The 26,622-nt window shown below is 75.2% G+C and carries 26 protein-coding genes; 22 read left to right on the top strand and 4 right to left on the bottom strand.

The window, feature by feature from the left end:
* Positions 1–64 precede the first annotated feature (64 nt).
* A complete protein-coding gene (locus ACK2IS_RS03390) occupies positions 65–577 on the top strand; it encodes a SigE family RNA polymerase sigma factor (protein ID WP_409484753.1) in 513 nt (170 codons plus the stop codon).
* Positions 574–1,992: a hypothetical protein gene (locus tag ACK2IS_RS03385; protein WP_409484752.1), complete on the top strand. Its 1,419-nt coding sequence runs from the start codon at positions 574–576 to the stop codon at positions 1,990–1,992. Before ACK2IS_RS03390 ends, ACK2IS_RS03385 begins: the two co-directional genes overlap by 4 nt.
* Before the next feature lie 448 nt (positions 1,993–2,440).
* Here the strand turns inward: ACK2IS_RS03385 and ACK2IS_RS03380 are convergent, their stop codons facing one another.
* Positions 2,441–3,622, bottom strand: a complete 1,182-nt coding sequence (locus tag ACK2IS_RS03380; RefSeq protein WP_409484751.1) for a zinc-dependent alcohol dehydrogenase — start codon at positions 3,620–3,622, stop codon at positions 2,441–2,443.
* A gap of 236 nt (positions 3,623–3,858) precedes the next feature.
* Between ACK2IS_RS03380 and ACK2IS_RS03375 the strand changes: the two genes are divergently transcribed.
* Positions 3,859–6,042: a catalase gene (locus ACK2IS_RS03375; protein WP_409484750.1), complete on the top strand. Its 2,184-nt coding sequence runs from the start codon at positions 3,859–3,861 to the stop codon at positions 6,040–6,042.
* Between the two features lie 57 nt (positions 6,043–6,099).
* Here the strand turns inward: ACK2IS_RS03375 and ACK2IS_RS03370 are convergent, their stop codons facing one another.
* Positions 6,100–7,323, bottom strand: a complete 1,224-nt coding sequence (locus ACK2IS_RS03370; RefSeq protein ID WP_409485627.1) for a glycosyltransferase — start codon at positions 7,321–7,323, stop codon at positions 6,100–6,102.
* Entirely contained in the window at positions 7,320–8,345 is a 1,026-nt protein-coding gene (locus ACK2IS_RS03365; protein ID WP_409484749.1) for a hypothetical protein, read from the bottom strand. Before ACK2IS_RS03365 ends, ACK2IS_RS03370 begins: the two co-directional genes overlap by 4 nt.
* 177 nt (positions 8,346–8,522) lie before the next feature.
* Between ACK2IS_RS03365 and ACK2IS_RS03360 the strand changes: the two genes are divergently transcribed.
* The 13 genes from ACK2IS_RS03360 (at position 8,523) to ACK2IS_RS03300 (ending at position 20,844) form a co-directional block, all read left to right on the top strand.
* Entirely contained in the window at positions 8,523–9,902 is a 1,380-nt protein-coding gene (locus ACK2IS_RS03360) for a glycosyltransferase (protein ID WP_409484748.1), read from the top strand.
* Positions 9,899–11,056 (top strand): glycosyltransferase family 4 protein, encoded by a 1,158-nt coding sequence (locus ACK2IS_RS03355; RefSeq protein WP_409484747.1) that lies wholly within the window; start codon positions 9,899–9,901, stop codon positions 11,054–11,056. The genes ACK2IS_RS03360 and ACK2IS_RS03355 overlap by 4 nt, the downstream gene beginning before the upstream one ends.
* Entirely contained in the window at positions 11,053–12,075 is a 1,023-nt protein-coding gene (locus ACK2IS_RS03350; RefSeq protein ID WP_409484746.1) for a glycosyltransferase, read from the top strand. Before ACK2IS_RS03355 ends, ACK2IS_RS03350 begins: the two co-directional genes overlap by 4 nt.
* Positions 12,072–12,920, top strand: a complete 849-nt coding sequence (locus tag ACK2IS_RS03345; RefSeq protein ID WP_409485626.1) for a glycosyltransferase family 2 protein — start codon at positions 12,072–12,074, stop codon at positions 12,918–12,920. The genes ACK2IS_RS03350 and ACK2IS_RS03345 overlap by 4 nt, the downstream gene beginning before the upstream one ends.
* A complete protein-coding gene (locus tag ACK2IS_RS03340) occupies positions 12,917–14,278 on the top strand; it encodes a cryptochrome/photolyase family protein (RefSeq protein WP_409484745.1) in 1,362 nt (453 codons plus the stop codon). Before ACK2IS_RS03345 ends, ACK2IS_RS03340 begins: the two co-directional genes overlap by 4 nt.
* A 131-nt stretch (positions 14,279–14,409) precedes the next feature.
* Positions 14,410–15,066, top strand: coding sequence for a class I SAM-dependent methyltransferase (locus ACK2IS_RS03335; RefSeq protein ID WP_409484744.1), 657 nt, complete (start codon positions 14,410–14,412; stop codon positions 15,064–15,066).
* Positions 15,063–16,085, top strand: coding sequence for a hypothetical protein (locus tag ACK2IS_RS03330; RefSeq protein ID WP_409484743.1), 1,023 nt, complete (start codon positions 15,063–15,065; stop codon positions 16,083–16,085). The genes ACK2IS_RS03335 and ACK2IS_RS03330 overlap by 4 nt, the downstream gene beginning before the upstream one ends.
* Positions 16,069–16,836 (top strand): glycosyltransferase, encoded by a 768-nt coding sequence (locus ACK2IS_RS03325; RefSeq protein WP_409484742.1) that lies wholly within the window; start codon positions 16,069–16,071, stop codon positions 16,834–16,836. Before ACK2IS_RS03330 ends, ACK2IS_RS03325 begins: the two co-directional genes overlap by 17 nt.
* Positions 16,837–16,844: 8 nt before the next feature.
* A complete protein-coding gene (locus tag ACK2IS_RS03320; RefSeq protein ID WP_409484741.1) occupies positions 16,845–17,822 on the top strand; it encodes an SDR family NAD(P)-dependent oxidoreductase in 978 nt (325 codons plus the stop codon).
* Entirely contained in the window at positions 17,822–19,360 is a 1,539-nt protein-coding gene (locus ACK2IS_RS03315) for an ATP-dependent DNA ligase (RefSeq protein ID WP_409484740.1), read from the top strand. Before ACK2IS_RS03320 ends, ACK2IS_RS03315 begins: the two co-directional genes overlap by 1 nt.
* The gene (locus ACK2IS_RS03310; protein ID WP_409484739.1) at positions 19,360–20,064 is read left to right on the top strand and encodes a phosphodiesterase; all 705 of its coding nucleotides are present in this window, start codon (positions 19,360–19,362) and stop codon (positions 20,062–20,064) included. The genes ACK2IS_RS03315 and ACK2IS_RS03310 overlap by 1 nt, the downstream gene beginning before the upstream one ends.
* Positions 20,061–20,540: a pyridoxamine 5'-phosphate oxidase family protein gene (locus tag ACK2IS_RS03305; RefSeq protein WP_409484738.1), complete on the top strand. Its 480-nt coding sequence runs from the start codon at positions 20,061–20,063 to the stop codon at positions 20,538–20,540. Before ACK2IS_RS03310 ends, ACK2IS_RS03305 begins: the two co-directional genes overlap by 4 nt.
* A gap of 76 nt (positions 20,541–20,616) precedes the next feature.
* Positions 20,617–20,844: a hypothetical protein gene (locus ACK2IS_RS03300; protein ID WP_409484737.1), complete on the top strand. Its 228-nt coding sequence runs from the start codon at positions 20,617–20,619 to the stop codon at positions 20,842–20,844.
* A 119-nt stretch (positions 20,845–20,963) separates the two neighbouring features.
* Here the strand turns inward: ACK2IS_RS03300 and ACK2IS_RS03295 are convergent, their stop codons facing one another.
* Positions 20,964–21,341 (bottom strand): hypothetical protein, encoded by a 378-nt coding sequence (locus ACK2IS_RS03295; RefSeq protein ID WP_409484736.1) that lies wholly within the window; start codon positions 21,339–21,341, stop codon positions 20,964–20,966.
* Positions 21,342–21,494: 153 nt separating this feature from the next.
* Here ACK2IS_RS03295 and ACK2IS_RS03290 point away from each other — a divergent pair, with 153 nt between their 5' ends.
* The 6 genes from ACK2IS_RS03290 to ACK2IS_RS03265 all read left to right on the top strand — a co-directional run bounded on the left by ACK2IS_RS03290 (position 21,495) and on the right by ACK2IS_RS03265 (position 26,521).
* Complete coding sequence (locus tag ACK2IS_RS03290; protein ID WP_409484735.1) at positions 21,495–22,991, top strand: phytoene desaturase family protein; 1,497 nt, start codon at positions 21,495–21,497, stop codon at positions 22,989–22,991.
* A complete protein-coding gene (locus ACK2IS_RS03285; protein ID WP_409484734.1) occupies positions 22,988–23,872 on the top strand; it encodes a phytoene/squalene synthase family protein in 885 nt (294 codons plus the stop codon). Before ACK2IS_RS03290 ends, ACK2IS_RS03285 begins: the two co-directional genes overlap by 4 nt.
* Positions 23,869–24,198, top strand: a complete 330-nt coding sequence (locus ACK2IS_RS03280; protein ID WP_409484733.1) for a lycopene cyclase domain-containing protein — start codon at positions 23,869–23,871, stop codon at positions 24,196–24,198. Before ACK2IS_RS03285 ends, ACK2IS_RS03280 begins: the two co-directional genes overlap by 4 nt.
* Positions 24,195–24,515: a lycopene cyclase domain-containing protein gene (locus ACK2IS_RS03275; RefSeq protein WP_409484732.1), complete on the top strand. Its 321-nt coding sequence runs from the start codon at positions 24,195–24,197 to the stop codon at positions 24,513–24,515. Before ACK2IS_RS03280 ends, ACK2IS_RS03275 begins: the two co-directional genes overlap by 4 nt.
* Complete coding sequence (locus ACK2IS_RS03270) at positions 24,512–25,378, top strand: prenyltransferase (protein ID WP_409484731.1); 867 nt, start codon at positions 24,512–24,514, stop codon at positions 25,376–25,378. The genes ACK2IS_RS03275 and ACK2IS_RS03270 overlap by 4 nt, the downstream gene beginning before the upstream one ends.
* Positions 25,379–25,495: 117 nt before the next feature.
* On the top strand, positions 25,496–26,521 hold the full coding sequence (locus tag ACK2IS_RS03265; protein WP_409484730.1) for a C1 family peptidase: 1,026 nt from the start codon (positions 25,496–25,498) through the stop codon (positions 26,519–26,521).
* Positions 26,522–26,622: the final 101 nt, after the last annotated feature.

The following is a 26,622-nucleotide window of genomic DNA, read 5'->3' as shown; positions in this document are numbered from 1 at the left end:
CCGCCGCGCCCCCACCCGTGGGACCCCCGCCACACGTCGACAGGGGTGAAGGGGAGGTGAGCCGATGAGACCGGTGCCACCGGAGTTCGAGGAGTTCGTCCGCCACCGGCGCGCCGGACTGGTCGCGACCGCCACCCTCCTGCTCGGGGACCCGGGGCGGGCGGAGGACGCCGTCCAGGAGACCCTGGTCCGGGTCGCCGAGCGCTGGGAGCAGGCGACGCGCGACGGGACGCCGGGGGCCTACGCGCACACCGCGCTGGTGCGCCGCTGCATCGACACCCGCCGGTGGTGGCAGCGCCGGCCCGAGCGGTCGGTGGAGCACCTGCCCGAGATCCCCTGTGTGGCAGGCGACGCCGACCGCTCGCTGCTGCTGCGGTCCGCGCTGCTGCGCCTGACGCCGCATCAGCGCGCCGTCGTGGTCCTGCGCTACCTCCACGACCTCACCGAGGTCCGCACCGCCGAGGTCCTCGGCTGCTCGCCCTCGACCGTCAAGTCCCAGACCCGCGTCGCCCTGCAGCGGCTGCGCGAGCTGGCCCCCGAGCTGTCCGACCTCGTGCCCACGGGAGGCCCGTCATGAGCGAACTGCGAGAGCTGCTGCAGCACGGCGTCTCTCCCGTCGACGCGGGTCCGGACCCGGCCGAGGTCTGGCGTGCCGGGCGGGCCCGCCGCGCCCGTCGGCGAGCCGTGAGGGCCGTGGCGAGCGCCCTCCTCGTCGCGCTGGTCGTGCTCGGGGCCCTGCCCCTGCTCGGACGCGGCCCAGCCCTGACCCCCGCCGCCCGGGACGGCTCGAGCAGCGGCCACCCCCAGCGCATCTCGTCCCACCGGACCCGCTCGGAGCCGCTCACCGCGGTGGCCGGGGTGCTCAGCTCCCCGCAGTGGCACCCCGGGCCGGTGCTGGTCGACCCGACCGGTGAGACCTTGGTCCCGCAGGGGCTGCCACCCGTACGCTCGGCGGCCCTCAGCCCTGACGGCAGCCGGGTGGCCTACCTGGTGCCGGGCGACGACTCCGCACCCGGTCCGCAGACCCCGGCCGCCGGGCTGGTCGTCGCGGGCACCACCGGCCGCCAGGCCTCCGACCCGACCCGCACCGACCTGACTGCACGCCCGCACGGACAGCTGCCGCACGTCGACCCGGGCCCCCTGCGGTGGTCGCCCGACAGCCGCCGCGTCGCCCTGGCCGTGCACCTCGGCGACGCACCACCCGCCGACGCGCCGTCCGTGCTGGTCCGCGACGGCAGCCGGTCCTGGCTCGTCGGACGGGCCGGGGCCCACCTCGCCGGGTGGCGCGCCGACGGCGCCCTGCTGCTGTGGCGCGAGGCGGGCGCCGGCCGCGTCACGCTCGACGCCGTCGAGGCGGGCACCGGCCGCGTCCTGGGCAGCCAGGGGCTCGACTCCGACGCGGGCGGGTCGCTCGGCGACGTGCAGACCGACCCGACGGGTCGGCTCCTCACGGCCGTCGCCGCACGGGCCGAGCGCGACGACGTGACGGTGGTCGCCGGACCGCTCCTGCCCGCGGGACGCCCGGTCACCCTCACCACCCGGGGGGTGGACGCGGGCGCCCAGAGCCCGCGATGCGTCTCGTGGCGCGGCGACCGCCCGCTCCACTACGCGCCGGCCGAACGGGCCCTGAGGGACCTCGGCAGCGGGGAGGTCGTGACCGTCGTCGACCCGGTCTACGACGCGGACTGCCTGCAGCTCACCTCGGCCGCGCTCGCCGGTCCCCGGCACACGTCCTGGTTCGGCACGAGCACCGGCTGGGCGGCCTGGCACGTCCGGGAGATCGGCGTCGGGGTCCTCGGGCCGGGGATCCTGGGGCTGCTCCTGTGGTCCGCGGGTCGGCTGCCGCGGGGCGGCTCGTCCGGCGTGGTCACCGGTGGGCCGGACGCGTGGCAGCGACGACGCCGCGGTTCCGTGGTCACCCACGGCCGTGACGACGATCCCTGGGACCAGGTCGCCCAGTCCCGCGCGCGCCCGCGGGGCCCCTACGGCTGACCCGCCACGCCGCGCCCACGGCCCGTGACCGTCGTACCCGCCCGATCGCCGCCCGGACGACCGCGTCGGTCGTGCCACCCACCCGCCGCACCGCGGCCCCGTCCGGGGAGGGTCCGGGGGCACGAGGATCCGCGCCCCGACCCCGAGCTCCGGGCAGGCGACCGTCGCCCGGGCCGTGGGTCCCGGCGCTGCCCTCAAGTCACGCAGTGCTGACGTTACTAGTCCATTCAGGCGCAAATCAGGCCAGAGGCTCACGAGATGCAACGTCTGTGGAGAATCATCCGTTCTGCATGTGTGTGAACGACCGAGGGGGAGGTTCACACACCTGAGAGCGGTGCCGACGGACTTGGGGGTCGTCGGCACCGCTCTTGGTTCGTCCGGGCTCGTCACCGCTCGGCGACGCCGGCCGGCTCTCGGCGGTCATCCTCAGGCGCGTGCCGGAGCCCGATCAGGGCTTGAGGACCACCTTGATGCAGCCGTCCTCCTTCTTCTGGAAGGTGTCGTACATCTCCGGCGCCCGGTCGAGCGGCACCCGGTGCGTGGCCAGGGTCTCGGTACCGAGGACGTCGCCGTCCCGCTGCACGACCTCGAGCAGCTCGTCGGTCCACCGGCGCACGTTGGCCTGACCCATGCGGATGGTGAGGTTCTTGTCGAACATGTCCATCATCGGCATCGGGTCCGCAGCGCCGCCGTACACCCCGACGATCGACAGGGTGCCGCCGCGGCGCACGGCGTCGATGGCGCTGTGGAGCGCGTTCAGCTGGTCCATGCCGACGGTCTCGGTCATCTTGCGGGCGACCGGCTTGGGAAGCTTGCCGACCAGGTCGAAGGCCTTCTCCGCGACCGGGGACCCGTGAGCCTCCATGCCGACCGTCTCGAGCACCGCGTCGGCGCCGCGACCGTCGGTCAGGTCGCGGATCGCGTCGGCGGGGTCGACCTCGCGCAGGTCGACGGTCTCCACGCCGAAGGAGCGGGCCAGCTCCAGCCGCTCGGGCACCAGGTCGACGGCGATCACCCGGCCGGCGCCGAGCTCCTTGGCCGCGCGGGTGGCGAGCTGGCCGACCGGCCCGAGGCCGTAGACCGCGACCGTCGAGCCCTCCTCGATGTCGGCATACCTCGCCGCCTGCCACGCCGTGGGCAGGATGTCGGACAGGTACAGGTAGCGCTCGTCGGCGCCCTCCTGCGGGATGACGACCGGACCGTACTGCGCCTGCGGCACCCGGACGTACTCCGCCTGACCGCCGGGGACGGCGCCGTACATGCTGGTGTAGCCGAACAGCGCCGCACCCTTGCCCTGCTCGCGCACCTGCGTGGTCTCGCACTGCGACTGCTTGCCGATGCGGCACATGAAGCAGTGACCGCAGGAGATGTTGAACGGCACGACCACTCGGTCGCCGACCTCGAGGGTGCCGACCTCGGACCCGACCTCCTCCACGATGCCCATGAACTCGTGACCCAGGACGTCGCCCGCCTTCAGGTAGGGCCCCAGGACGCGGTAGAGGTGCAGGTCGGAGCCGCAGATGGCGGTCGACGTGACCCGGACGACGGCATCGGTGGGCAGCTGGACGGCGGGGTCGGGAACGGTCTCGACGGAGACCTGCTCGACTCCCTGCCAGGTCAAGGCCTTCATGGGGGGTGCCTTTCGGTGAGGAAACGTTGACCGATCGCGACGACGTCTGCACGACCTGTGAGTGTCATACCTCCCCGCGCAGGGGCCTAGACCTCCGACACCGGTTCTCCTCTCTTGGCGGTACCCAGGTCTGACCTCGTCGTGACCTGGGTAGGCGCACTCAGGAGAACGGCGGTCGAGAGGCGCGCCGCCGGTCCACCCCAGCCGCTGCGGCGGCCCTAGACGATGGAGGACGTATGCCGAACCGTCTGCCCGAGAACCCTGCGATCGACGAGCCCACCACCCCCCAGGCCCCGCTGCCCCCGGCCGACGACACCCGCGCCCCACAGGTCCGCACCGCCACCGGCACCGACCTCGGCGGGGACCAGACCTCCCGCGGCCAGCAGGGAGAGTTCCTCACCACGGCCCAGGGCGTCCGCCTCCACGACACCGACCACTCCCTCAAGGCCGGCGACCGTGGACCGACGCTGCTGCAGGACCACCACCTGCGGGAGAAGATCACGCACTTCGACCACGAGCGCATCCCGGAGCGCGCGGTCCACGCCCGCGGCACCGGCGCCCACGGCGTCTTCCAGGCCTACGGCACCGCCGAGAAGATCACCCGCGCCGCGTTCCTGAAGAAGGGCGTCCAGACCCCCGTCTTCGTGCGCTTCTCCACCGTGCTCGGCTCCCGCGGCTCCGCGGACACCCCGCGCGACACCCGCGGCTTCGCGGTGAAGTTCTACACCTCCGAGGGCACCTACGACTGGGTGGGCAACAACATCCCCGTCTTCTTCATCCAGGACGGCATCAAATTCCCCGACGTCGTCCACGCGGCCAAGCCCGAGGCCGACCGGGAGATCCCGCAGGCCGCGAGCGCCCACGACACCTTCTGGGACTTCGTGTCGCTGCACACCGAGGCCCAGCACCACACGCTGTGGAACATGTCCGACCGGGCCCTGCCCCTCTCGCTGCGCACCATGGAGGGCTTCGGGGTCCACACCTTCCGCCTCGTCGACGAGGACGGCAAGACCTGCCTGGTCAAGTGGCACTGGAAGCCCAAGGCCGGCGCCCACTCCACCACCTGGGAGGAGGCGCAGCTGATCATGGGCAAGGACCCCGACTTCCAGCGCCGCGACCTCGCCGACGCCATCGAGGCCGGCCACTACCCGCAGTGGGAGCTCGGCGTGCAGGTGTTCCCGGACACCGAGGACCAGATGTTCGAAGGGATCGACCTGCTCGACCCGACCAAGATGGTCCCCGAGGAGCTCGCCCCCGTGCAGCCGGTGGGTCTGATGACGCTGGACGCCAACCCGACGAACTTCTTCGCCGAGGTCGAGCAGGTGGCGTTCCACCCCGGCCACCTGGTGCCGGGCATCGACCTGGTCAACGACCCGCTGCTGCACGCCCGGCTGTTCTCCTACCTGGACACCCAGATCACCCGGCTCGGCGGCCCGAACTTCGCCCAGCTGCCGATCAACCGCCCGCACGTCCCGGTCAACGACAACCTGCGTGACGGCTACGGCCAGCAGGCCGTCCACGCCGGTGCCGGCGCCTACCGCCCCAACTCCCTCGTCGGTGGCAACCCCTTCCTGGCGCAGAGCCAGGACGGCGCCTACATCGAGGTGCCCGCCCCCGTGGCCGCCGCGAGCAAGGTCCGGGCCAACCCCGTGTCCTTCGACGACCACTACTCCCAGGCGCGGATGTTCTACCGCTCGATGACGCCGCTGGAGCAGGACCACATCGTCTCGGCCTACACCTTCGAGCTCGGCAAGTGCGTGACGCCGGCGATCCGCGAGCGTCAGGTGCAGTGCCTGGCCAACATCGACGCCGACCTGTGCGCTCGTGTCGCCGAGGGCCTGGGCCTGCAGGCGCCCGCACCGACCGTCGAGGTCGTGGACCTCGCGCCGAGCCCGGCCCTGTCCCAGATCGGTGGCGAGTTCCCGGTCGACGGCCGCAAGGTCGGCATCGTCTGCGACGCGTCCAGCGACCTGGCCGCGGTCGCCACGCTGGTCGAGGCCGCCAAGGGCGCCAAGCTCATGCCCTTCGTGGTCGGCCCGCACGGCGGCGAGCTGACCGGCGCCCAGGGCGCGTCCGTGACCGTGGACAAGACCTTCGCCACGGCCGCGTCCATCGAGTTCGACGCGATCGTGCTGGCCGGGCCCATCGCCCCCGCCAAGGATGCCCTGCCGTCGATCGACTCGCGCAACGGTGACCCGGACGCCTCCCGCAAGCCCACCGACCCGCGCGTGGCGCTGATGCTCGGCGAGGCCTTCCGCCAGTGCAAGGCCATCGGTGGTCTCACCCCCGACGCTCTCGGCGACCTGCCGACCGACGCCAAGGGTGTGGTCGTGGCCGACGCGGCCTCGATGGTCGACCAGCTGGTGCCGCTGCTCGCCAAGCACCGCGCCTGGGACCGCTTCCCGGCGATGGGCAAGTGATCTCGCGCTGACGTGGCCCGCCGCGGCGGGCCGACCACCTGACGGGGTGGCTGGGTCTCAGGCCCAGCCACCCCATCGGGCTTCCAGGGTGGCGTCACCGGCGAGCGCCCGGACGCCCGCCGGCCCGGCCTCCCGACGGGGCGGGTCCGGCTCGCCCCGCGCCAGGTCCCGGGTGCGGTGCAGGACCAGCAGCGCTCGCCCGCCGGCGGCATACCGGGCCGGGCCCTCCTCGACGATCTCGCGCAACAGGCGGTCGAGCAGCACCGGCGCGGCCAGGTGGACCTGGTGTCGCGCGCGCCGCAGCACCTCGGCGGGCGGTGGGCCCGCGTGCACGCGCGGGTCGGGCGGCAGACCGTCGGGCAGCGCGTCGAGGTCGGGCAGCCACAGCGCGGCGTCGGTGTCGCGCAGCACCGCCGACGCGGTCACGGCCAGCGCCCCGGCGTCGGGCGTCCCGGCGAGGGTCACCGCGACCTGAGGGCAGGGCCAGACGAGTCCGGCGCCACGGGCGCAGGGGTCGGTGAGCACCCGCGCCAGCTGGAGGGTCTCACGGTCCTTGGTGCGCCGGGCGTCGTCGTCGGCGCGCCCGGCGAAGTCCGGCCCGTCGTGCCAGGCCACGGCGTCCGGCACGTGGCGCAGGTCGGCCCCGGCCAGCCAGCAGCGGTGGGCGAGGTCCCAGTCCTCCCCGCCGTAGCCCACGAAGGACGGGTCGAACCCGCCCGCGGCGTCATAGGTCCGGCGGGTCAGGGCGAGGACGGCGCTGATGACGAAGCGGTAGGACCGGTCGTCGGCGTCGCGCAGGTCGCGGGAGGCGGCATAGGCCTCGCGCAGCCAGCGGGGCTCGGGGAGCTCGACCGGTGCCTCGCCGGTGCCGTCGAGCCAGGCGCGCAGCCGGCCCGGGGTCCAGCCGTCGAGGTCGGCGTGCCGCCGGCGCCCCACGGCGACGGTGCCGCCCGGCCCCTCCCCCACGACCGCGGTCAGCCGGGCGAGGTAGGCCGGCTCCGGCACGGTGTCGGCGTCCAGGAAGCACAGCACCGGCGCGGTGGTGGCCGTGGCACCCAGGTGACGGGCGGCCGAGGCGCGGAAGCCCCGGTCCTCCTGGCGCACCACGCGGACGGCATAAGGCCGCTCGCCCAGGTCGGGCGGCCTCGGGGAGCCGTCGTCGGCCACCACGACCTGGATCCCGGCGGGGTCGACGGTCTGCCGCTCCAGCGCGGCGAGCACCAGGTCCAGGCTCGCCTGCTGGGCGTAGTACGGCACCACCACGGCGATCTCGGGGGTCATGCGAGCCACCCCCGCAGGGTCTCGGCATACCGCCGGCCGGCCTCCTCGGTCGAGGGCCCCAGGCGGACGTCCCCGGCCAGCCAGGTCAGGTCCGGCTCGGCCAGCGCGCGGGCGGCCGCCTCGGCGAGGTCGTCGTAGACGAGCAGGGCGCCAGGACAGCGGCGCTCGAGCTCGTCGACGTACCGCGACCGTGGCACGAGCGGGCGCCGTCCGGCCGCGAGCCAGGAGTTGATCGACCCGGAGGCGGACAGGTGCCGGTGCGGGGCGACGGGCACCGCGACCGCACGCAGCCGCCCGGTGAGCTCGGCGTCGGGGACGAAGCCGGTGACCACCGCACGCCGCCCGAGCCGCGCCGCCGTGCGGGCGATCTCGTCGACCAGGTCCTCGTGGCCGGGCGAGGGCCGACCGAGCGCCAGCAGGCCGACGTCCGGCGGGAGGGCGGGCAGGACGGCGAGCGCCTCCTCGTGGCCCTTGCCGGGATACAGGTAGCCGAGCACGGCCAGATCCCTGTCGTCCGAGGGTGTGTCCGGGCGCGGCGCCGGGAGCCGTGCCGGCGGGTCGACGGGCAGCGGTATGACGGCCCGCGCGCGTCCGGTCAGGTCGGGTCGGCCGGCGAGCACCAGCGCGTCGTCGAGCAGCAGGGCCTCGTGCTCGCTGCTGACGACGATGCCGCGGGCGGCGTCGACGATCCGGGCGTAGGCGCCCGCCCGCCGGGGATGGGCCCCCTCGCCGTCGGAGGGCTGGGGGACGTCGTGCAGCGTCACCGTGGTCGGGTGGGCGCGCAGGAGGGGCTCGAGGCGGTCGGCGGCCTCCGGCGCGGTCCGCCCGAAGAGCCGGTCGGTGACGTGGACGTGGACCCGGGCGGGGGCCGGTCCGGGGAGCGGGAGCCCGGCCAGGTCGCCGGTGGTGCCGTCGACCACCCGGACCAGCGGCTCGTCGCGCAGCGCGGCGGTGGCGTGCAGGTGCAGCGCGCACCGGGTCACCCCGTGGCCCTCGGGACCGACGACGAGGTGGGTGATCATCGCTTCTCACCACTGTACGTAGCAGTTGGACGCGATGCGTAAGCCCCCAGGTTACCCAGGGTGACGAGATGCTTCGTGCGGCGGGACATGGGGTAACACTAGGCAGCGATCATCGTCGCAGGCGCCTTGAGCCCAAGGGCACCCCGGCCGCACCCCGGCCCGTCCAGGAGGAGACTCTTGCTGCGCATCGCCAGCATCCCCAGCGCCCATCCCTACGTCGTCCGCATCCTGCCGGGCGTCGTCGACGTGGACTATCCCCACGTGACTCCGCCGGCCGGGGCGCCCGTTGACGTGGGCCACGCCGAGGCCGCCCGGCTGCCGGACCCGCTGCCCGCGGGCCAGGAGCCGGACGACGGCGTGTGGTGGCCGCCCGTCATGCTCACCGACGAGTGGGTGGTCGAGCACGCGGCCGACCTGGACCTGGTCCACGTGCACTTCGGCTTCGAGACGCGCACCTGCGCCCAGCTGGCCTCCTGGATCGGCACCCTGCGGGCCTACGACCGCCCGCTGGTGGTCACGGTCCACGACCTGGAGAACCCGCACCTGCCCGCCGACGAGCAGGAGCAGCACCTCGCCGCGCTCGGCACCCTGGTGCGCGGGGCGGACGAGGTGCTCACCCTCACTCCCGGCGCGGCTGCGCAGATCGAGCAGCGCTGGGGGGTGACGGCCACCGTCGTCCCGCACCCGCAGGTGGTCCCCGTCGCGCAGGTGCGCGCGGCCGCGGCCGCGCGCACCTGCGAGCCCCCCGCCCGGCCCCGGGTCCCCGGCGGCGATCAGGCGACGGCGGACGCACCGGACGCCTCCGCGGCCGCCCCGGCGACCCCGGGCGACGGACCTGCGACGCAGCAGGCTGGGCCCCGGGTAGGCGTCCACCTCGGAGCCCTGCGCGCCAACGCCGACCCGACCGACTGGCTGGCCGAGCTGGCGCAGGCGACCACCGACCTCGGGGGGACCCTCGACGTGGTCGTCAACGACGAGGCGTTGACCGGTCCCGAACCGCTGCTCGACCGGATCCGCGAGCTGCTGCCGGACCGGCCTGGCGTGGGCCTGCGCGTCGTCCCGCGGATGGGCGATGCGGAGCTGCACCAATGGGCGGGCGGCCTGGACGTCCTGGCGCTGCCCTACCGGCACGGCACCCACTCCGGCTGGCTGGAGCTGTGCTGGGACCTCGGCACCTCGGTCCTGGCCCCGTCCGTGGGCCACTACGCCGAGCAGCACGACGACGCGGGCTTCCTCGCCGCCCTGGAGCCCGGCTCGGTGGCGGCGGCGCTGGGCGGCCTGCTCCAGGCGCGCCGGGAGGGCTGCCCCTGGGGCGACGACCAGGTTCGCCTCGCCGCCCGCGCCGAGCGGGACCAGCAGGTCCGGGCCGCGCACCTGGCGGCATACCGCCGCGCCGCGGACCGTCGTGCCGCCTCCCCGGCGGCCGACCCCGCTCCTGCCCCGACGCCGGACGACACCGCCTCGGCCACGCCGGACCCGGCTCTCGCCGGGGCGCCCGAGCCCACCCCGCCACCGGGGGCCCCGGCATCGGCAGCGACCGGCGCGGACCGCCGATGAGCAGCCGGCGACGCCCCCTGCGGGTCGCCCTGATCGCGCCGCACCGGCACCGGATCCGCGAGCCCTTCGCCGGCGGCCTGGAGGCGCACGTCTGGCACCTGGCCCGGCGGCTGCGCCAGCTCGGCCACGAGGTGCTGCTGCTGGCCCCGGAGGGCTCGGACGGCGCCGACCCGCGCTACGCCTTCCCCCGGGAGGGCTGGCGGGCCAGCGCCCTCGCCGAGGCCGACGTCTCCATGCCGTCGCGGGAGTTCCTGGCCGCCCACCACGCCTACCTGCGGGTGATGCTGGCGCTGTCCCGCGAGCTGGCGGGCGAGGTCGACGTGGTCCACAACCACGCGCTGCACCACCTGCCCGTGGCCATGGCCCCGTCGCTGCCCATGCCGATCCTCACCACGCTGCACACCCCGCCCACGCCGTGGATGGAGTCGGCGGTGGAGCTCGGGCCCCGCGCCGCGTCGTCGGATCGGTCCCGCGCGACGATCCGGTTCGCCGCCGTCAGCGACTACACCGCCGACGCCTGGCAGACCCTGCCCGAGCGACCCGCGGTGGTGCACAACGGCGTCGACCTGCGCGACTGGCCCTTCGGCACCGGCGGCGACTGGCTGGTGTGGTCCGGGCGGCTCGTCCCCGAGAAGGCCCCCCACCTGGCCGTGGACGCCGCCCGCCGAGCCGGGCTGCGGCTGCGCCTCGCCGGGCCGATCAGCGACCCGGACTACTTCGCCCAGGAGATCGCCCCGCGCCTCGGCGAGGACGTGCGGTACGTCGGGCACCTGGCCCACACCGAGCTCGCCGAGCTCGTCGGCCGCTCCGCCGCGTCCCTGGTCACCCCCCGCTGGGACGAGCCCTTCGGGCTGGTCGTGGCCGAGTCGCTCGCGTGCGGCACCCCGGTCGCGGCCTTCCGCCGCGGCGGGATCCCCGAGGTCGTCGGCGGCCCCGAGCACGGGGCCCTGGTGGCCCCGGACGACGTGACCGCCCTCGCGGCCGCGCTGCCCGACGTCATGGGGCTGGACCGGCGCCGGGTGCGGGCCTATGCCGAGGCCGAGCTGTCCGTGGCCCACATGGCCGACTCCTACGTGCGGCTCTACGACGACCTGCTCGCCGGCCGGTGGCACTCCCCGGACGACGTGGTGCGACCGCTGCGGGTGGGCGCATGATCGGCTGGTACGTCCACCACCAGGGTCGCGGGCACCTGCACCGCGCCAAGGCGATCGCCGCGCACCTGGACGAGGAGCTGACGATCCTGTCCAGCCTGCCGTCCGAGGAGTGGGCAACCTGGGTGGCCCTGCCGCGAGACGACCTGGAGGGGGCCACCGACGCGACGCCCGGCGGACGGCTGCACTGGGCGCCCGTCGACAGCCGCGGGCACCAGGAACGGCTCGCGACCGTCGCGGCGTGGGTGGCCGTCACCCGGCCCCGGCTGATGGTCGTGGACGTGTCGGTCGAGGTCACCACCCTGGTGCGGCTGATGGGGGTGCCCGTCGTGGTCATGGGCATGCCGGGCGAGCGTGACGACGCGCCCCACGACCTGTGCCACGACCTCGCCGACCTGGTGATCGCCCCCTGGCCGGGCGAACTCTACGAGCCGGGCTACCTGCGCCGGCGGCCAGGCCTGGCGCGCTACGTCGGCGGGATCAGCCGGTATGCCGACCGACTGGCGCCGCCCGCGCCCGATGCTCGGGCACCCGGGGCATCCTCGCCCGGTGCTCCCGCACCCGACGCCGGGCGGCCCGGCGCTCCCGCCCGCCGGGTGCTGCTGCTCGGCGGGGCCGGCGGCAGCGCGCTGACCCCCGGGCACCTGGCCGCCGCCCGCGCGGCCACCCCCGGCTGGGAGTGGACCGTCGCCGGGCCCCTCGGCGAGTGGTACTCCGACGTCTGGGCGCTGCTGCACGACACCGACGTCGTGGTCATCGCGGCCGGGCAGAACTCCGTCGCCGACGTGGCCGCCGCCGGCACCCGCGCCGTCGTCATCCCCGAGGACCGGCCCTTCGACGAGCAGCGGGCGACCGCCGCCGCGCTGCACCGGGCAGGGCTGGCCGTCGTCCGGGACGCCTGGCCGGACGACTGGGCCGCGACCCTGGAGGAGGCCTGGGCCCTGGAGCCGTCCTGGGAGCGCTGGCGCACCGCAGGCGCCCCCGCGCGCGCCGCCGCGATCCTGGACGGGTGGCGCCGATGAGCGGCCCGGTGCTCGTGACCATCGCGGCCGGGCGGCACGACCACCTGCTGGCCCAGCGCCGCCACGTCGCCGCGCTGCCGGAACCGCCCCGCCACGTGGTGGTGGCGATGGGTGACCCGGCCGTCGCGGGGCTGCTGGCCGGCGCCCCGCCCGAGGCGCCGGTAGAGGTTCTCGACATACCCCTGGCCGGGTCCGGGCGGCTGCCCCTCGCCGAGGCCCGCAACGCCGGGATCGACCGCGCCCTGGCGCTCGGGACCGACCTGGTGGTGCTGCTCGACGTGGACTGCCTGCCCGGCCCCGGCCTGGTCCGGCGGTACGCCGCCGCTGCGCGGGAGCTCGGCGCGGACCCCGCCCTGCTGTGCGGCCCGGTGACCTACCTGCCCGCGCAGGCCGGCGCCCCCGAGCCCGAGGACCTGGCCCGGTGGCGCGCGCCCCACCCGGCCCGCCCGGCCCCGGCGGACGGCGAGCTGGTCCGCGGCGGCGACCACCGGTTGTTCTGGTCGCTGTCGTTCGCGGTGACGCCGCCGACCTGGCGGCGGGTCGGCGGCTTCTGCACCGACTACGACGGCTACGGCGGGGAGGACACCGACCTGGGGCTGACCGCGCGCGAGGCCGCGGTCGAGCTGGTCTGGGTGGGTGGCGCCGACGCCTATCACCAGCACCACCCGGTGTCCTCGCCGCCGGTGGAGCACCTGGACGACATCCTGCGCAACGCCGCGACCTTCCACCGCCGCTGGGGCGTGTGGCCGATGACGGGCTGGCTGACGGCCTTCGCCGAGCGGGGACTCGCCGTGCACGACGAGTCCGGGTGGCACCGGGCCCGATCCGGCACGATCGACCCATGACGAGCCTGCTGTGGCTGCGCCGCGACCTGCGCCTGGCCGACCATCCCGCCCTGCTGACCGCCGCCGAGGACGGGGACGTCGTCCCGCTGGTCGTCCTCGACCCGGCGCTGGACCGGGCGGGCGGGCCGCGCCGCGAGGCCTACCTCGCGGCCGTCGCCGCCCTGGCGCAGCGATGCGAGGGGGCCCTGGTCGTGCGCCGTGGGCGCCCGGTCGACGTGGTGCCCGCCGTCGCCGCGGAGGCCGGGGCCCGGCGGGTGCACGTCTCCGCCGAGACGACCCCCTACGGCCGGCGCCGGGACGCGCGGGTGGGGGCGCTGCTGACCGAGGCGGGCCGTGAGCTCGTGCCGACCGGGTCCCCCTATGCCGTCGGCCCCGGCGTCCTGACCACGGCGGCGGGTGGCCCCTATCGCGTCTTCACGCCCTACAGCCGCGCCTGGCGCGACCACGGCTGGCCTGCCCCCGCGCCGATCCCCGCCGGGCTGCGGTGGCGGCGCGGTATCGCCAGCGAGCCCGTCCCGCAGCACGACTCGCCGCACCCGGCCGGCGAGGAGGCCGCACGCAGCGCCTGGGCGGAGTTCCTCGACGGACCGGTGGCGACCTATGCCGAGGACCGGGACCGGCCCGACCTGGCGGGCACCTCGATGATGTCCATGCACCTGAAGCAGGGCACGATCCACCCGCGCACGCTGCTGCACGACCTGGCCCGTCTGGACGCGCGCGGCCCGGTCGCCGAGTCCGTCGAGCGCTACGCCACCGAGCTGGCCTGGCGGGAGTTCTACGCCGACGTGCTGTGGCACCGCCCGGACTCGGCCTGGGGCGACCTCAAGGCGGCCTTCGCGGGGTTGGAGTACGACGACCCCGCCACCGACCCGCAGGTGGCCGCGCTGCTCGACCGCTGGCGCGAGGGCCGCACCGGCTTCCCGCTCGTCGACGCCGGCATGCGCCAGCTGCGCGAGATCGGGTGGATGCACAACCGGGTGCGGATGGTCACCGCGTCGTTCCTGGTCAAGGACCTGCACGTGTGGTGGCCGTACGGCGCGCGGCACTTCCTGGACCACCTGGTCGACGGCGACCTCGCCTCCAACAACCACGGGTGGCAGTGGGCCGCGGGCACGGGGACCGACGCGGCGCCCTACTTCCGGGTCTTCAACCCGGTCGAGCAGGGCAAGCGGTGGGACCCGAGCGGGGACTACGTGCGCCGCTGGGTGCCCGAGCTGGCGCACCTGCCCGGGCGGTCGGTGCACGAGCCGTGGAAGGCCACGGGCGGCCTGGCCCACGGCTATCCGCAGCCTTGCGTGGACCACGCCGAGGAGCGACGGGAGGCCTTGCGTCGATATGACGCGGTCCGCGCCGTGTGAGATGCCCGACCTCGGCGCAGGGGTTCGCGGGTGACCGCCGGGGGTAGGTGCTCGACCAGAACGATCACGGAGCCTCGAGCCTGGTGGGCACCGGACCGGGACGCCGTCGTCCCGCCACACCAGGAGGCACCATGAGCAGCACCGACTGGGAGGCGCGCTATGCCGCCGATCCCGACCCCTTCGACGTGCGCACGAGCTGGTACGAGCGGCGCAAGATCGAGGTCGTCCTCGCCTCGCTGACCCGCGAGCGGTACGCCCGCGCGTGGGACGCGGCCTGCGGCACCGGGGACCTCGCGGTCCGGCTGGCGCGCCGCTGCGGGTCGGTCCTCGCCTCCGACGCCTCGGCCACGGCTGCCCTGCTCGCCGGTGAGCTGGCCCGGCAGCACGGGGTCTCGTCCATGACGGCGGCCACCCACGCGCTGCCGGACCCACCACCCGCGGACGTGCTCGGTGGCGGCCCGGTCGACCTGGTCGTGCTGTCGGAGGTCCTGTACTACCTGCCCGAGCGGACTCGCGCCGCCACGGTCCGCACGGTCCTGGACCTGCTTGCCCCCGGCGGCGAGGTGGTGAGCGTCCACTGGCGCCACCACCCCCACGACGCGCACCTGTCCGGCGCCGAGGCTACCGCCGAGCTGCACGAGGCCCTCGCCGACTGCGGCCTGACCCGGGCCGTCCGCCACGACGACGCCGACTTCGTGTCGGCCCACTGGACCCGCCCCGGCGACGAGACCGCGCCGCGCGCCGGGTCGACGCCCGAGGACCCCACCACCGAGGAGGACCCCCGATGACCGCCGTCCCCTGGACGAGCCTGACCCCTGTCCCAGCCCCGCTGCTGGCGGTCGCGGGGCTCGGCGCCGACGCCACCCGCCGCACCGGGCTGCTGCGCGAGCTCGTCGCCGCGCGCCCCTGGGCCGACCTGACCTGGCCGGAGCTGCTCGACGCGCTCGTGGCGCTGGGGCGCACGGACGTCCCGCTCGCCCGGCTCACCGAGGGGCACGTGGACGCGCTGCGGATCCTGCGCCAGGCCGGGCGAGCGCCGCGTCCCGATGCGGTGTATGGCGTGTGGGCCTCCCGCTCGCACGCCACCGGGGTCCAGGCCACCCCGGAGGGCGGCGGCTGGCGGCTGGACGGGACGCTGCGCTTCGCCTCCGGGGTGGGGATCCTGGACCGGGCGCTGCTGCCGGTGTGGCTGGACGACGAGCGTTCGGTGCTGCTCGACGTGGACGTCTCCTCCTGGACCGGTGACGCCGCGTCCTGGCACACCCCGGCGATGCTGGCCTCGCAGTCGTGGACCGTCCGGGTCGGGGACGTACGGGTGCCCGCCGACGCGCAGGTGGGTGAGCAGGGGTGGTACCTCGGGCGGCCGGGCTTCTTCCCCGGCGGCGTCGGGGTGGCGGCCGTGTGGGCCGGGGGCGCGGTGCGCGTCGCCGACCTCACCGCCCGCGCCACCGAGGGTGCTCCCCCGGCTCCGGCGCGGATCGCCCGCTGGGGTCGGGTGCGCACCGAGATCGCCTCGGCCTCGGCACTGCTCAGGACCGCCGGAGTCGCCCTGGAGGCGTCCGAGCAGGACCCGGCCGGCAGCCCGGCCCGCGGCGCCGGCGGGCGCGGCCAGGAGCTGTCGACCGAGGTGCGCGCCGGCGTCGCCCGCGCCGCCCGCGCGATCCTGGCCGAGTGCCACGCCCTCGCCGGACCGGCAGGGCTGGCCTACGACCCCGACCTCGCGCAGGCGGTCGTGGACCTCGACCTCTACGTCGCCCAGCAGTCCCGCGACGGCGACGAGGGCTACCTCGGTGGGCTCCCTCGCTGACCGGGTGCTCGTCGTCGTGCCCGCCCACGACGAGGAGCACCGGCTTCCCATCGCCCTCGCGGCCCTGGACCATGCCATGGCCCAGGCGCTCTCGGCGGGCGAGGTGGACCGGGCCGAGGTGGTGGTCGTGGCCCACCGCTGCACCGACGCCACCGCGCAGGTCGCCCGACGGCACCGCTGGTCGGCCGGCGTGACCGCCCTCGTGGTGGCCGACTCCGGGTCCGCGACCGTGGGCGAGGTTCGCGACCACGGCGTGCGGTCCGCGCTGGGTCGTGGTCGTGCCCTCGGCCTGCCGTCCGACACCTGGCTGCTCTCCACCGACGCCGACTCCGAGGTCCCGGCCGACTGGGTGCGGGGGCTCCTCGCCGTCGCCCGGACCCAGCAGGCCCAGGCGGTGGCGGGCCTGGTGGAGCTGGTCGACTGGCAGGCCTCTCCCGCCGCCCGACGGGCCTACCAGCGCATCGTCGAGGCCGGGGTGACCGGACCGGACACCCACACCCACGCCTACGCCGCCAACCTCGCGGTGCGGCTGGACGCCTATCTGGCCGTCGGTGGCTTCCCGGCCGTCGCGCACGGCGAGGAGGCCTCCTTGCTGGCGGCGCTGGTGGCCGCCGGGCGACCGATCGCCAGCACCCGTGGGTGCGTGGTGCGCACCTCGGGGCGGATGCCGGGTCGCGCGGCCGCCGGCCTCGGTCACCTCCTGCAGACCCTGGGCGACCCTGCGGAATGCCTGGCGACGGAGGGGGTATGACGCACCCCATGAGCCTGCACACCCAGCCCCCGATCGCCCCCGTCAGCGGCCGCACCCCGGTCGCCCTCGTCGCCGGCGCCTCCCGCGGCCTGGGCCTGCTCGTGGCCCGTGACCTCGGTCGCCGCGGCTTCCGCGTCGTCCTGCTCGCCCGCGACGGCGCCGAGCTGGAGGACGCCCGCGCCCGGCTGGCCGCCGAGGGCCTGGACGCCCACGCCCGCACCGGCGACGTCACCGACCACGAGGGCATCGAGGCGGTCGTCGCCGAGGTCGAGCGCGAGATCGGCCCGATCACCGTCGCCATGCACGTCGCCGGGATCATCCAGGTCGGCCCGCTGGCGGCCACCGAGCGCGCCCACTTCGAGCAGGCCGTCGACGTCATGCTGTGGGGGCCGATCAACGTGGCGCTGGCCGTCCTGCCCGCCATGCGCGAGCGCCGCCGCGGCCGGATCGGCGTGGTCACCTCGATCGGTGGCAAGGTCAGCGTCCCGCACCTGCTGCCCTACTCCACCGCGAAGTTCGGCGCCGTCGGCTTCACCGAGGGGCTGCACGCCGAGCTCGCGGGCACCGGGGTCACCGCGACCACGATCGTGCCCGGCCTGATGCGCACCGGCTCGCACCTGCAGGCGAGGTTCATCGGCACGGGCGCCGCCAAGGAGTACGCCTGGTTCGCCCCCGGCGCGTCCCTGCCGCTGCTGTCGATCAGCGCCGAGAGCGCGGCCCGCCAGATGGTGGACGCGACCCTGGCCGGCGACGCCGTCGCCCTCGTCTCGCCGCTGAGCAAGGTCGCCGCCCGCGTCGCGGGTCTCGCGCCGGGCACGACGACCCGGCTGCTCCGCGTGCTGAGCCGCCTGCTGCCCTCCGGGGAGGCCGACGGTCGGACGATCACCGGTCACCAGGCCCGCGCCGAGCTCGGCAACCCGATCGTGGATCGGCTGACCACGCTCGGCGACCGAGCGGCCCTGCGCAACAACGAGCACCACCGCTGATGTCCTTGGCCTACGCCGACCTGGTCGCCACCTCTGCGGCCGTGGCCGCCACCCGCTCGCGCACCACCAAGACCACCCTGCTCGCGGAGCTCCTGCGCCGCGCCGCAGCGGATGAGGTCGGGGTGGTGGCGGCGCACCTGGCGGGCGTGCTGCCGCAGGGCCGGGTCGGCGTGGGCTACCGCACCGTCTCCGCTCCCCCGCCGCCCGCGCCGACGCCGACGCTCACCGTGACCGGGGTGGACCGGGCCGTGACCGCGCTCGCCGGGGTCGCCGGCTCCGGCTCGGCGTCCGCCCGGGCGCAGGCGCTGGCCGTGCTGCTCGGCGCCGCGACGTCGGCCGAGCAGGACTTCCTGCGTGCCCTGCTGGTCGGCGAGCTGCGCCACGGCGCCCAGGAGGGCTCGCTCGTGGCCGCCGTGGCCGCGGCCTACGACGTGCCGGAGTCGGCCGTGCGCCGGGCCGCGATGATGGCGGGCCACCTCGGGCCGGTCGCCGAGGCCGCCGCCACCGGCGGGCTCGCGGCGCTCCGGGCGATCGGCCTCGAGGTCGGGCGGCCGGTGCGACCCATGCTGGCCGGGGCGGCCCCCGACGTCACCACGGCGTACGCCGACGGCGACCGCGAGCGCCTGGTCCAGGGCAAGCTCGACGGGATCCGGATCCAGGTGCACCGTGACGGCGAGACGGTCCGGGTCTTCACCCGCAGCCTGGACGACATCACCGACCGGGTCCCCGAGGTCGTCGAGGTCGCCCGCGCGCTGGACGTGCGCCAGGTGGTCCTCGACGGCGAGGCGATCGCGCTGCGGGCCGACGGGCGCCCGCAGCCCTTCCAGGTGACCGGGGCGCGCACCGCCTCCAGCGCCGACCCGCAGCGGCTGCGCGAGCAGACCCCGCTCACCACCTTCCTGTTCGACGTGCTGCACCTGGACGGCGCGGACCTGGTGGACCGGCCCCAGGCCGAGCGCGACGCCGTGCTCGCGCGGGTCGCCCCGGACCACCTGGTGCCCAGCCTGACGACCGCCGACCCGGACCGCGCCGCGGGCTTCTTCGCCGACCTGGTGGCGGCCGGGCTCGAGGGCGTCGTGGTCAAGGACCCGCACGCGCCCTATGCCGCCGGCCGTCGCGGCACCGGGTGGACCAAGGTCAAGCCCCGGCACACGTTCGACCTGGTGGTGCTCGCCGTCGAGTGGGGCAGCGGGCGGCGGGCCGGGTTGCTGTCCACCATCCACCTCGGGGCGCGGCTGCCCGACGGCGGGGGCTTCGCGATGCTGGGCAAGACCTTCAAGGGGATGACCGACGAGATGCTGCAGTGGCAGACGCGGCGCTTCCTGGAGCTGGAGACCCACCGGGAGGGCGCCGTCGTGCACGTACGGCCGGAGCAGGTCGTGGAGGTCGCGGTCGACGGTGTCCAGACCAGCCGTCGCTATCCCGCGGGGATGGCGCTGCGCTTCGCCCGGGTGCTGCGCTACCGCGACGACAAGACCCCTGCCGGGGCCGACACCGTGGACGCGGTGCGGGCTCTGCACACCGGTGGGGAGTCGTGATGAGCCGCACCCTGGCCCACCGCTCGACCCGGTCCACGGGGCTGGTGCTCGCCGCCGGTGGGGGCGCGCTGCTCGCCGGGGCCTTCGGGATCGCCGCGCTCGTGCGCCGGGACAAGCCGCTGCACGCCTACGGCCGGGTGACCACGGGCACCCTGGTGCTGGACGGTGCCGAGATCGCGTGCGGGGTCCCGCTGCTCGACCGGGCCGGGTCGTGGCCGTGCACGGTCCGCGCCTCGCGGGCCGCCTCGTTGACGCACGCGGGTCCCGACGTCCAGGGCCTCGCCCTGCGGGTGGCCGGGGCCGGTCGCACCGGCGACCACGCCGACCTGCTGCTGGCGAGCACCGGCACCGGGTCGGTCACGCGCTACCTGCTCGCCGTGCGCCGCCGGGTCGAGGACGGCCCGCTGACGACGCTGCTGCCCCAGCGCGGCCCGGGCGGCGACGTGCTGCTGCGGCTGGACCCCGCGGGCTCCTCGGCGTACGACCTGTCCTGGAGCCGCGCCCGCGGGCCCTGGCACCGGCTGGGCCGGCTGGTGATCGACCTGCCCTGGGGCCCGGACCAGCCGCTACGCTTCGCCCCGGTCGCCCGTCCCGTGGCCGGCCTCGTCCCGCCCGGCTGGGTCCGGGCCCTGCGCCATCCCGCCTATGCCGCCGCGCGGCGACTCACCGACCCGGCACCACCACGACAAGGAGCACCGACATGACCGACGAGCAGCAGCAGAAGGTCGCCGAGATCATCAAGAGCACCCGGATCGCGATGATGACGCACGTGGACGGGACCGGTCGCCTGGTCTCCCACCCGATGGCGACGCAGGACGTGGACTTCGCGGGAACCGTGCTGTTCATCGCCGAGCGCCACAGCCAGAAGTGCCTGGACCTGCAGGCCAACCCGCAGGTCAACCTGGCCTACGCCGGGAACGGCGCCTGGGTGTCGCTGTCCGGCACCGCCCGCGTCGTCGACGACACCGAGCGGCTGAGGGAGCTGTGGAGCACCTTCACCGGCGCCTGGATGGAGGGCGGCCCGGACAACCCGGAGAACGTCCTCATCGAGGTCACCGGCGACACCGCGGAGTACTGGGACACCCCCGGCGGCAGCAAGGTCGTCCAGCTCGCCAACCTGGTCAAGGCCGCCGTCACGGGCAAGCGGGTCGAGGGCGACAACGAGGTCGTCGACCTCTGACCGGCGGCCCGCCACGGCTGCACCGCGCCACCGCGCCCCACCATCACCGAAGCCCCACCACCGGAGAGGAAGCACCATGACCGACAACCACGAGATCCAGGACGCCAAGGACGAGGCCGTCGACACCGTCGTCGAGCGCGTGGAGTCCTGGAACGACGGCGCCGAGAAGGACACCGTGGCCGAGGAGCTGCGCAAGGGCTTCGACGAGGCCGAGGTGGACGTGCCCGAGAGCGACGTGGACCAGCTCGCCGAGCAGATCCACACCGACGGCAAGGCCGCCACCGAGGGGGTCCGGGCCGACTGACGGCAGATGCGCCCGCGCCGCCACGTGACGACGCCCTCTCCCGGCGATCCGGGAGAGGGCGTCGTCACGTGGTCCCAGGGCCGCCCCCACCGTCGTGACCGGGGCCGCCCAGGGATCGATCAGGAGTAGGCCGGGCGCTCGTCGTCCTCCGGGTCCTCCGACCCCTGCACGTCGGTCGCGTGCGTCGCCGGGGTCCAGCTGGGGTCGCCGAGCAGCACCCGGCCGGCGTCGGTCACCACGGTGACCTTGCCGGCGTTGCGCAGGTTCTCGGCCATCCGGGCCACGACCACCTCGGGCTGGGCGAGCCCGGCCTGCTCGAAGGCGCGCGCGAGGTGGGGCTGCAGGTCCACGTCGTCGGCCTCGTGCTGGACGACCTGGGCGAGGGTGGCGACGAGCCGGTCGAGCTCGGCGCGGTCGAGCCGGCTGACCAGCTCGTCGTCGAGGCTGATGATCGCGTCCCGACCGTGGTGCTCGTGACCGTGCTGGATCTGGGGCATGGCGTCTCCTCCTGGCAGGTGGCCCGGCGAGGTGCCGCCCAGCGGACGGACTCGCGAGATGGGTCTTTTCAGTATCTAATCATTCCATGGTCGAAACAAGGCGCGCCCCGTCCCCTGCCGCACCCGGTTCGCGCCGGAGCGGGGAGCGACGGCATGGCTGACGTCCTGGTCGTCGGCGCCGGGCTGGCCGGGCTCTCGGCCGCCTGCCACCTGCGCGGCCGGGGGCACCAGGTGACCGTCGTCGAGCGGGAGAGCGGGCCTGGCGGTCGCGCCGGGCGATCCACCCACGGCGGCTTCACCTTCGACACCGGCCCCACGGTGATGACCATGCCGGGCCTGCTCGACGACGCGTTGCAGGCCGTGGGCTCCTCGGTCGCCGACCTGGTGCCGATGCGGGTCCTGGACCCGGCCTACCGGGCACGCTTCCACGACGGCAGCCAGATCCGCGTGCGGCACGGGCACGAGGCGATGCGTGAGGAGATCCGCAGCACCTGCGGCGACCGGGACGCCGTCGCCTTCGACCGCTTCGTGGCCTGGCTGCGCGAGCTCTACGCCGTGGAGATGCCGCACTACATCGACCGCAACTTCGACTCGCCGCTGGACCTGGCCCGCCCCCTTGGCGCCTCCACGACCCTGCTGCGGCTCGGGGGCCTGCGGCGGCTCGGGCCCACGATCCGCAGCTTCTTCCACGACCAGCGGCTGCACCGGCTGTTCACCTTCCAGGCGATGTATGCCGGGCTGCCCCCGGAGACGGCCCTGGCGATCTACGCCGTGATCACCTACATGGACTCCATCGAGGGGGTGTACTTCCCCGACGGCGGGATGGGCGCCATCCCGGCCGCCCTGGACACCGCCGCCCGACGCGCCGGGGTGGACCTGCGCTACGACAGCACCGTCGTGCGGCTGCTGCGCGCGGGTGGCCCGGGCGAGGGTCACCCGGTCACCGGCGTCGAACTCGCGTCGGGCGAGACCCTGCACGCCGACGCGGTGGTCTGCACGCTGGACCTGCCGGTGGCCTACGCGCTGCTGCTGCCCGACCTCACCCCGCCACGGGCGGTGACCCACGGCACCTACTCGCCCTCGGCGGTGGTGTGGCACGTGGGCGCCTCCTCGCCCGCGCCGGAGCACGTCGGTCACCACAACATCCACTTCGGCCGGGAGTGGGACGAGGCCTTCGAGGCCCTGCTCCGGCGGCGCACCCTGATGCCGGACCCCTCGCGCCTGGTCACCGTCCCGTCGATCACCGACCCCACGCTCGCGGCCCCGGGCGGCACGACGATGTACGTCCTGGAGCCGGTCCCCCACCTGGACGGCGGCATCGACTGGGACCGCGAGGCCGGCCCGATGCGCGAGCGCCTGGGCGAGTTCCTGCAGACCGAGGGCTATCCCACCGACGTGGTCGCCGAGGAGCTGTTCACCCCGCTGGACTGGCAGCGGCTCGGGATGGCCCGCGGCACCCCCTTCGCGCTGGCGCACACCTTCGCCCAGACCGGGCCCTTCCGTCCGGGCAACCTGGAGCGGCGCGCTCCCGGCCTGGTCCTCGCCGGGTCCGGGACCATCCCGGGGGTCGGCGTGCCCATGGTCCTGGTCAGCGGCAAGCTCGCCGCGGACCGGGTGGACGCCCTCACGGCAGGCGGCCCCGGGCGGTGACGGCGACCCTGGACCCGCGGCTGCGCGAGGGCTACTCGCGCTGCGCGGCGATCACCCGCCGCCACGGCACGACGTACTTCTGGGGCGTCACCCTGCTCCCGGCCGAGCGCCGGCGCCACGTCCACGCGGTCTATGCGCTGTGCCGGGCCGCCGACGACATCGTGGACGCCCCCGAGGCGTCGGCACCGCACCGGGTGCCGGAGACCGAGCGGCGCCTGGACGCCTTCCGGCGGCGGGTGACCGACGCCGTCCGGTCCGGCGAGGCGGCGGACCCGGTGCTGGCCGCCGTGGCCCGCTCCCTGCGCCACCTGGGGATCGGCGAGGAGCCCCTGGACCGGTTTTTCGGTGCCATGGCCCAGGACCTCACCACCACCCGCTACCAGACCTGGTCCGACCTGCGCGCCTACATGGACGGGTCGGCCGCCGTCATCGGCGAGATGATGCTGCCCGTCCTGCAGCCCTCCTCCCCCGACGCGCTCGGCCCGGCCCGTGCGCTCGGCGAGGCCTTCCAGCTGACGAACTTCCTGCGCGACGTGGCCGAGGACCTGGACCGCGGCCGGGTCTACCTCCCCCAGGAGGACCTGCGCTCCTTCGGGGCCGACCCGCACCGGCGCGAGGTGACCCCGCAGTGGCGGGCCATGCTGCGCCACCAGATCGAGCGCAACCGCACGCTGTATGCCGAGGCCGACCGCGGCATCCCCCTGCTCCCCCCGGCGAGCGCCCGCTGCGTGGCGACCGCGCGCCGTCTCTACGCCCAGATCCTCGACCTGATCGAGGAGGCGGACTACGACGTCTTCTCCCACCGCCTGGTCGTGCCCACCCGGGTCAAGGCGACCACGGCGGCCCGGACGCTGCTCTCCCGGCATACGGTGGCCGCGTGAGCGCACTCGCCTATCTCGTCTGCCTGCTCCTGTCCCTGGCCGGCGTGGCCACGATCGACCGGCGGTGGCGGCTGTTCGTGTGGCGCAGCCCCCGCGCCGCGCTCGCCGTCCTCGCCGTCGGGGTGGCCTATCTCGTGGCGTGGGACCTGGCGGGGATCGCGCTGGGGATCTTCTTCCGCGGACAGACCCGCTGGATGACCGGCCTGCAGGTGGCGCCCGAGCTGCCGGTGGAGGAGCTGTTCTTCCTGCTGCTGCTGTCCTGGACCACGATGTGCCTGTGGTGCGGCGGCGAGCGCCTGGCCCACGCCCGGCGGGGGGCTCGGTGACCTTCACGCTGCTCGACCTGGTCATGCTAGGGCTGGCCGTCGCGGGGGCCGCCTGGGCGGGCCGCGGCCTGCGCGGGCGGGCTCCGGCCCTGGCCCCGCTCGTCGCGGCGGGCGGGCTGCTGCTGCTCACCGTGGTCTTCGACAACCTGATGATCGCGGCCGGCCTGTTCGACTACGCCCCGGAGCACCGGACGGGGCTGCTGCTCGGGCGGGCCCCGGTCGAGGACCTGGCCTATCCCCTCGGCGTGCTCGTGCTGCTGCCCGTGCTGTGGCGCCGCTGGCGGACCAGCCCCCCGACCGCCGAGGAGGACTCGTGATCCGCACGCTCGGGCGCCTGGTCGCGTCCTCCCGCCCGCTCAGCTGGGTCAACACCGCCTATCCCTTCGGCGCGGCCTACCTGCTGACCACCGGACGCCTGGACCTGCGCGCAGCCGTCGGCATCGGGTTCTTCCTGGTGCCCTACAACCTGCTCATGTATGGCGTGAACGACGTCTTCGACTACGAGTCCGACCTGCGCAACCCGCGCAAGGGCGGCGTCGAGGGCGTGGTCCTGGACCGGTCGCTGCACCGCGCCACCGTGTGGACCGCGTCGCTGCTGCCCGTGCCCTTCGTGCTGTGGCTGCTGGCCCACGGCTCGCCGCTCGCCGGCCTGGTGCTGCTCGGGACCGTCGCCGCCGTGGTGGCCTACTCGGCGCCCGGGCTGCGGTTCAAGGAGCGGGCCTTCGTGGACTCGGCGACGTCCAGCACCCACTTCGTCGGGCCGGCGGTCTACGGCGTCGTGCTCACCGGCGAGCACCTGCCCTGGCAGGGCTGGGTCGCGCTGGTCGCGTACTTCCTGTGGGGCATGGCCAGCCACGCCTTCGGGGCGGTGCAGGACATCGGCCCGGACCGGCAGGCCGGGATCGGCTCGGTGGCGACGGTCGTCGGGGCCCGGGCGACGGTGCGGCTCAGCGCCGCGGCCTACGTGCTGGCCGGACTGCTGCTCGCCACCACCGGACGGTGGGGCGTGCTCGCCGGGCTGCTCGTGCTGCCCTACCTGTGGCTGGTCCGTCCCTACCTGGACCTCACCGACGAGGACGCCCCCCGCGCCAACGCCGGGTGGCGGCGCTTCCTGTGGGTCAACTACCTGGTGGGCTTCCTGCTCACCCAGCTGCTGATCGCGCGGTGGCTGCTCGGCTGACGTCCGTGGGCACGGTCGATCGCGTCGACCTCGGCGGGACACGTCCGGGGTCAATACCGTTGCCCCACGACGTGGTCGAGACCTGACCTCGCCCGACGGTCGACCCCAGGAGGAACCGTGCACCATCGCCGCATCGTGTCCCTGACCGCTCTCGTCCTGAGCCTCGGTCTGGCGGGCGCCGGCCCGGCCACGGCTGCCGCGCCACCCGCACCCGCCCCGGTGGCTCCGACCGCGACCACGCCCGGCTCCTTCGCCCCCACGATGATCCACGCCGGACCGATGTCGACCCCGCGGCAGCACTCCGGCCTGGACCTCGCCGAGATCGCCGCCCGCCCGCCGGTCACCCAGGTCACCACCGTGGGGAAGGTGCCGATGGGTCGCACCGTGGCCGCCGAGGTCGGCGACCTGCGGGCCTACGTGCTGCCGCCCGGCAACCAGGGCAACGTGCAGTCCTGCGTCGCCTGGGCGCTCGGCTACAGCGCCTACGGGATCCTGATGAACAAGGCCGGCCGCCCGGGCGCCCCCATGGCCCCGATGTACGTCTACTCCCAGGTCAACAACGGTGTGGACCAGGGCTCCTCGGCCCCCCGGTCGTTCTCGGTGCTGATGGAGCAGGGCATCGACACCCGCGAGCACTACAGCCACGGCGACCACGACTGGAGCAGCAGGCCGACCCAGGAGGACCGGAGCAACGCCGCCAACTACAAGCTCTCCGGCTACCGGCAGATCCCGTTGCGACCCAGCATGGCGATCCCGGCGATCAAGGCGGCCATCAACAACGGCTATCCCGCCCTCATCGGGATGCGCCTGCGCCAGAACTTCGTCGACATGGACGCCGAGACCGCCCGCAGCTACACCTACACCGCCTCCGGCGACGTGATCGGCGGTCACGAGCTCGCGGTCGTCGCCTACGACGAGAAGGGCATGACCCTGCAGAACACCTGGGGCACGGCCTGGGGCGACGGCGGCTACCTCACCCTCCCGTGGAGCTTCCTGGGCGCGGGCGACGTGGTCGAGATCTACTCCATGGGTCCGCTCGAGCCGGTCCGCGGCCCGTCCCTCGCGCCGGTCGGCACGCCCTCCCCCGCGCCGACCCGCATGCCCACCTCCGTGCCGGCGGTGTCCGCCCGGACCGCCCGCTGAGGCGCCGGGCCGCACCAGGCCGTCTTTCGTCATACCTCCCAGTCGGCCGACGGCGCGCGGCGTCACGACCGCGCCGGTCACGGCGGGGGTGCTTCCACAGG

Origin of the sequence: Arsenicicoccus dermatophilus, assembly GCF_046267915.1 — a bacterium.
Lineage (GTDB): Bacteria > Actinomycetota > Actinomycetes > Actinomycetales > Dermatophilaceae > Arsenicicoccus > Arsenicicoccus dermatophilus_A.
This window is presented reverse-complemented; position numbering and strand designations above follow the sequence as displayed.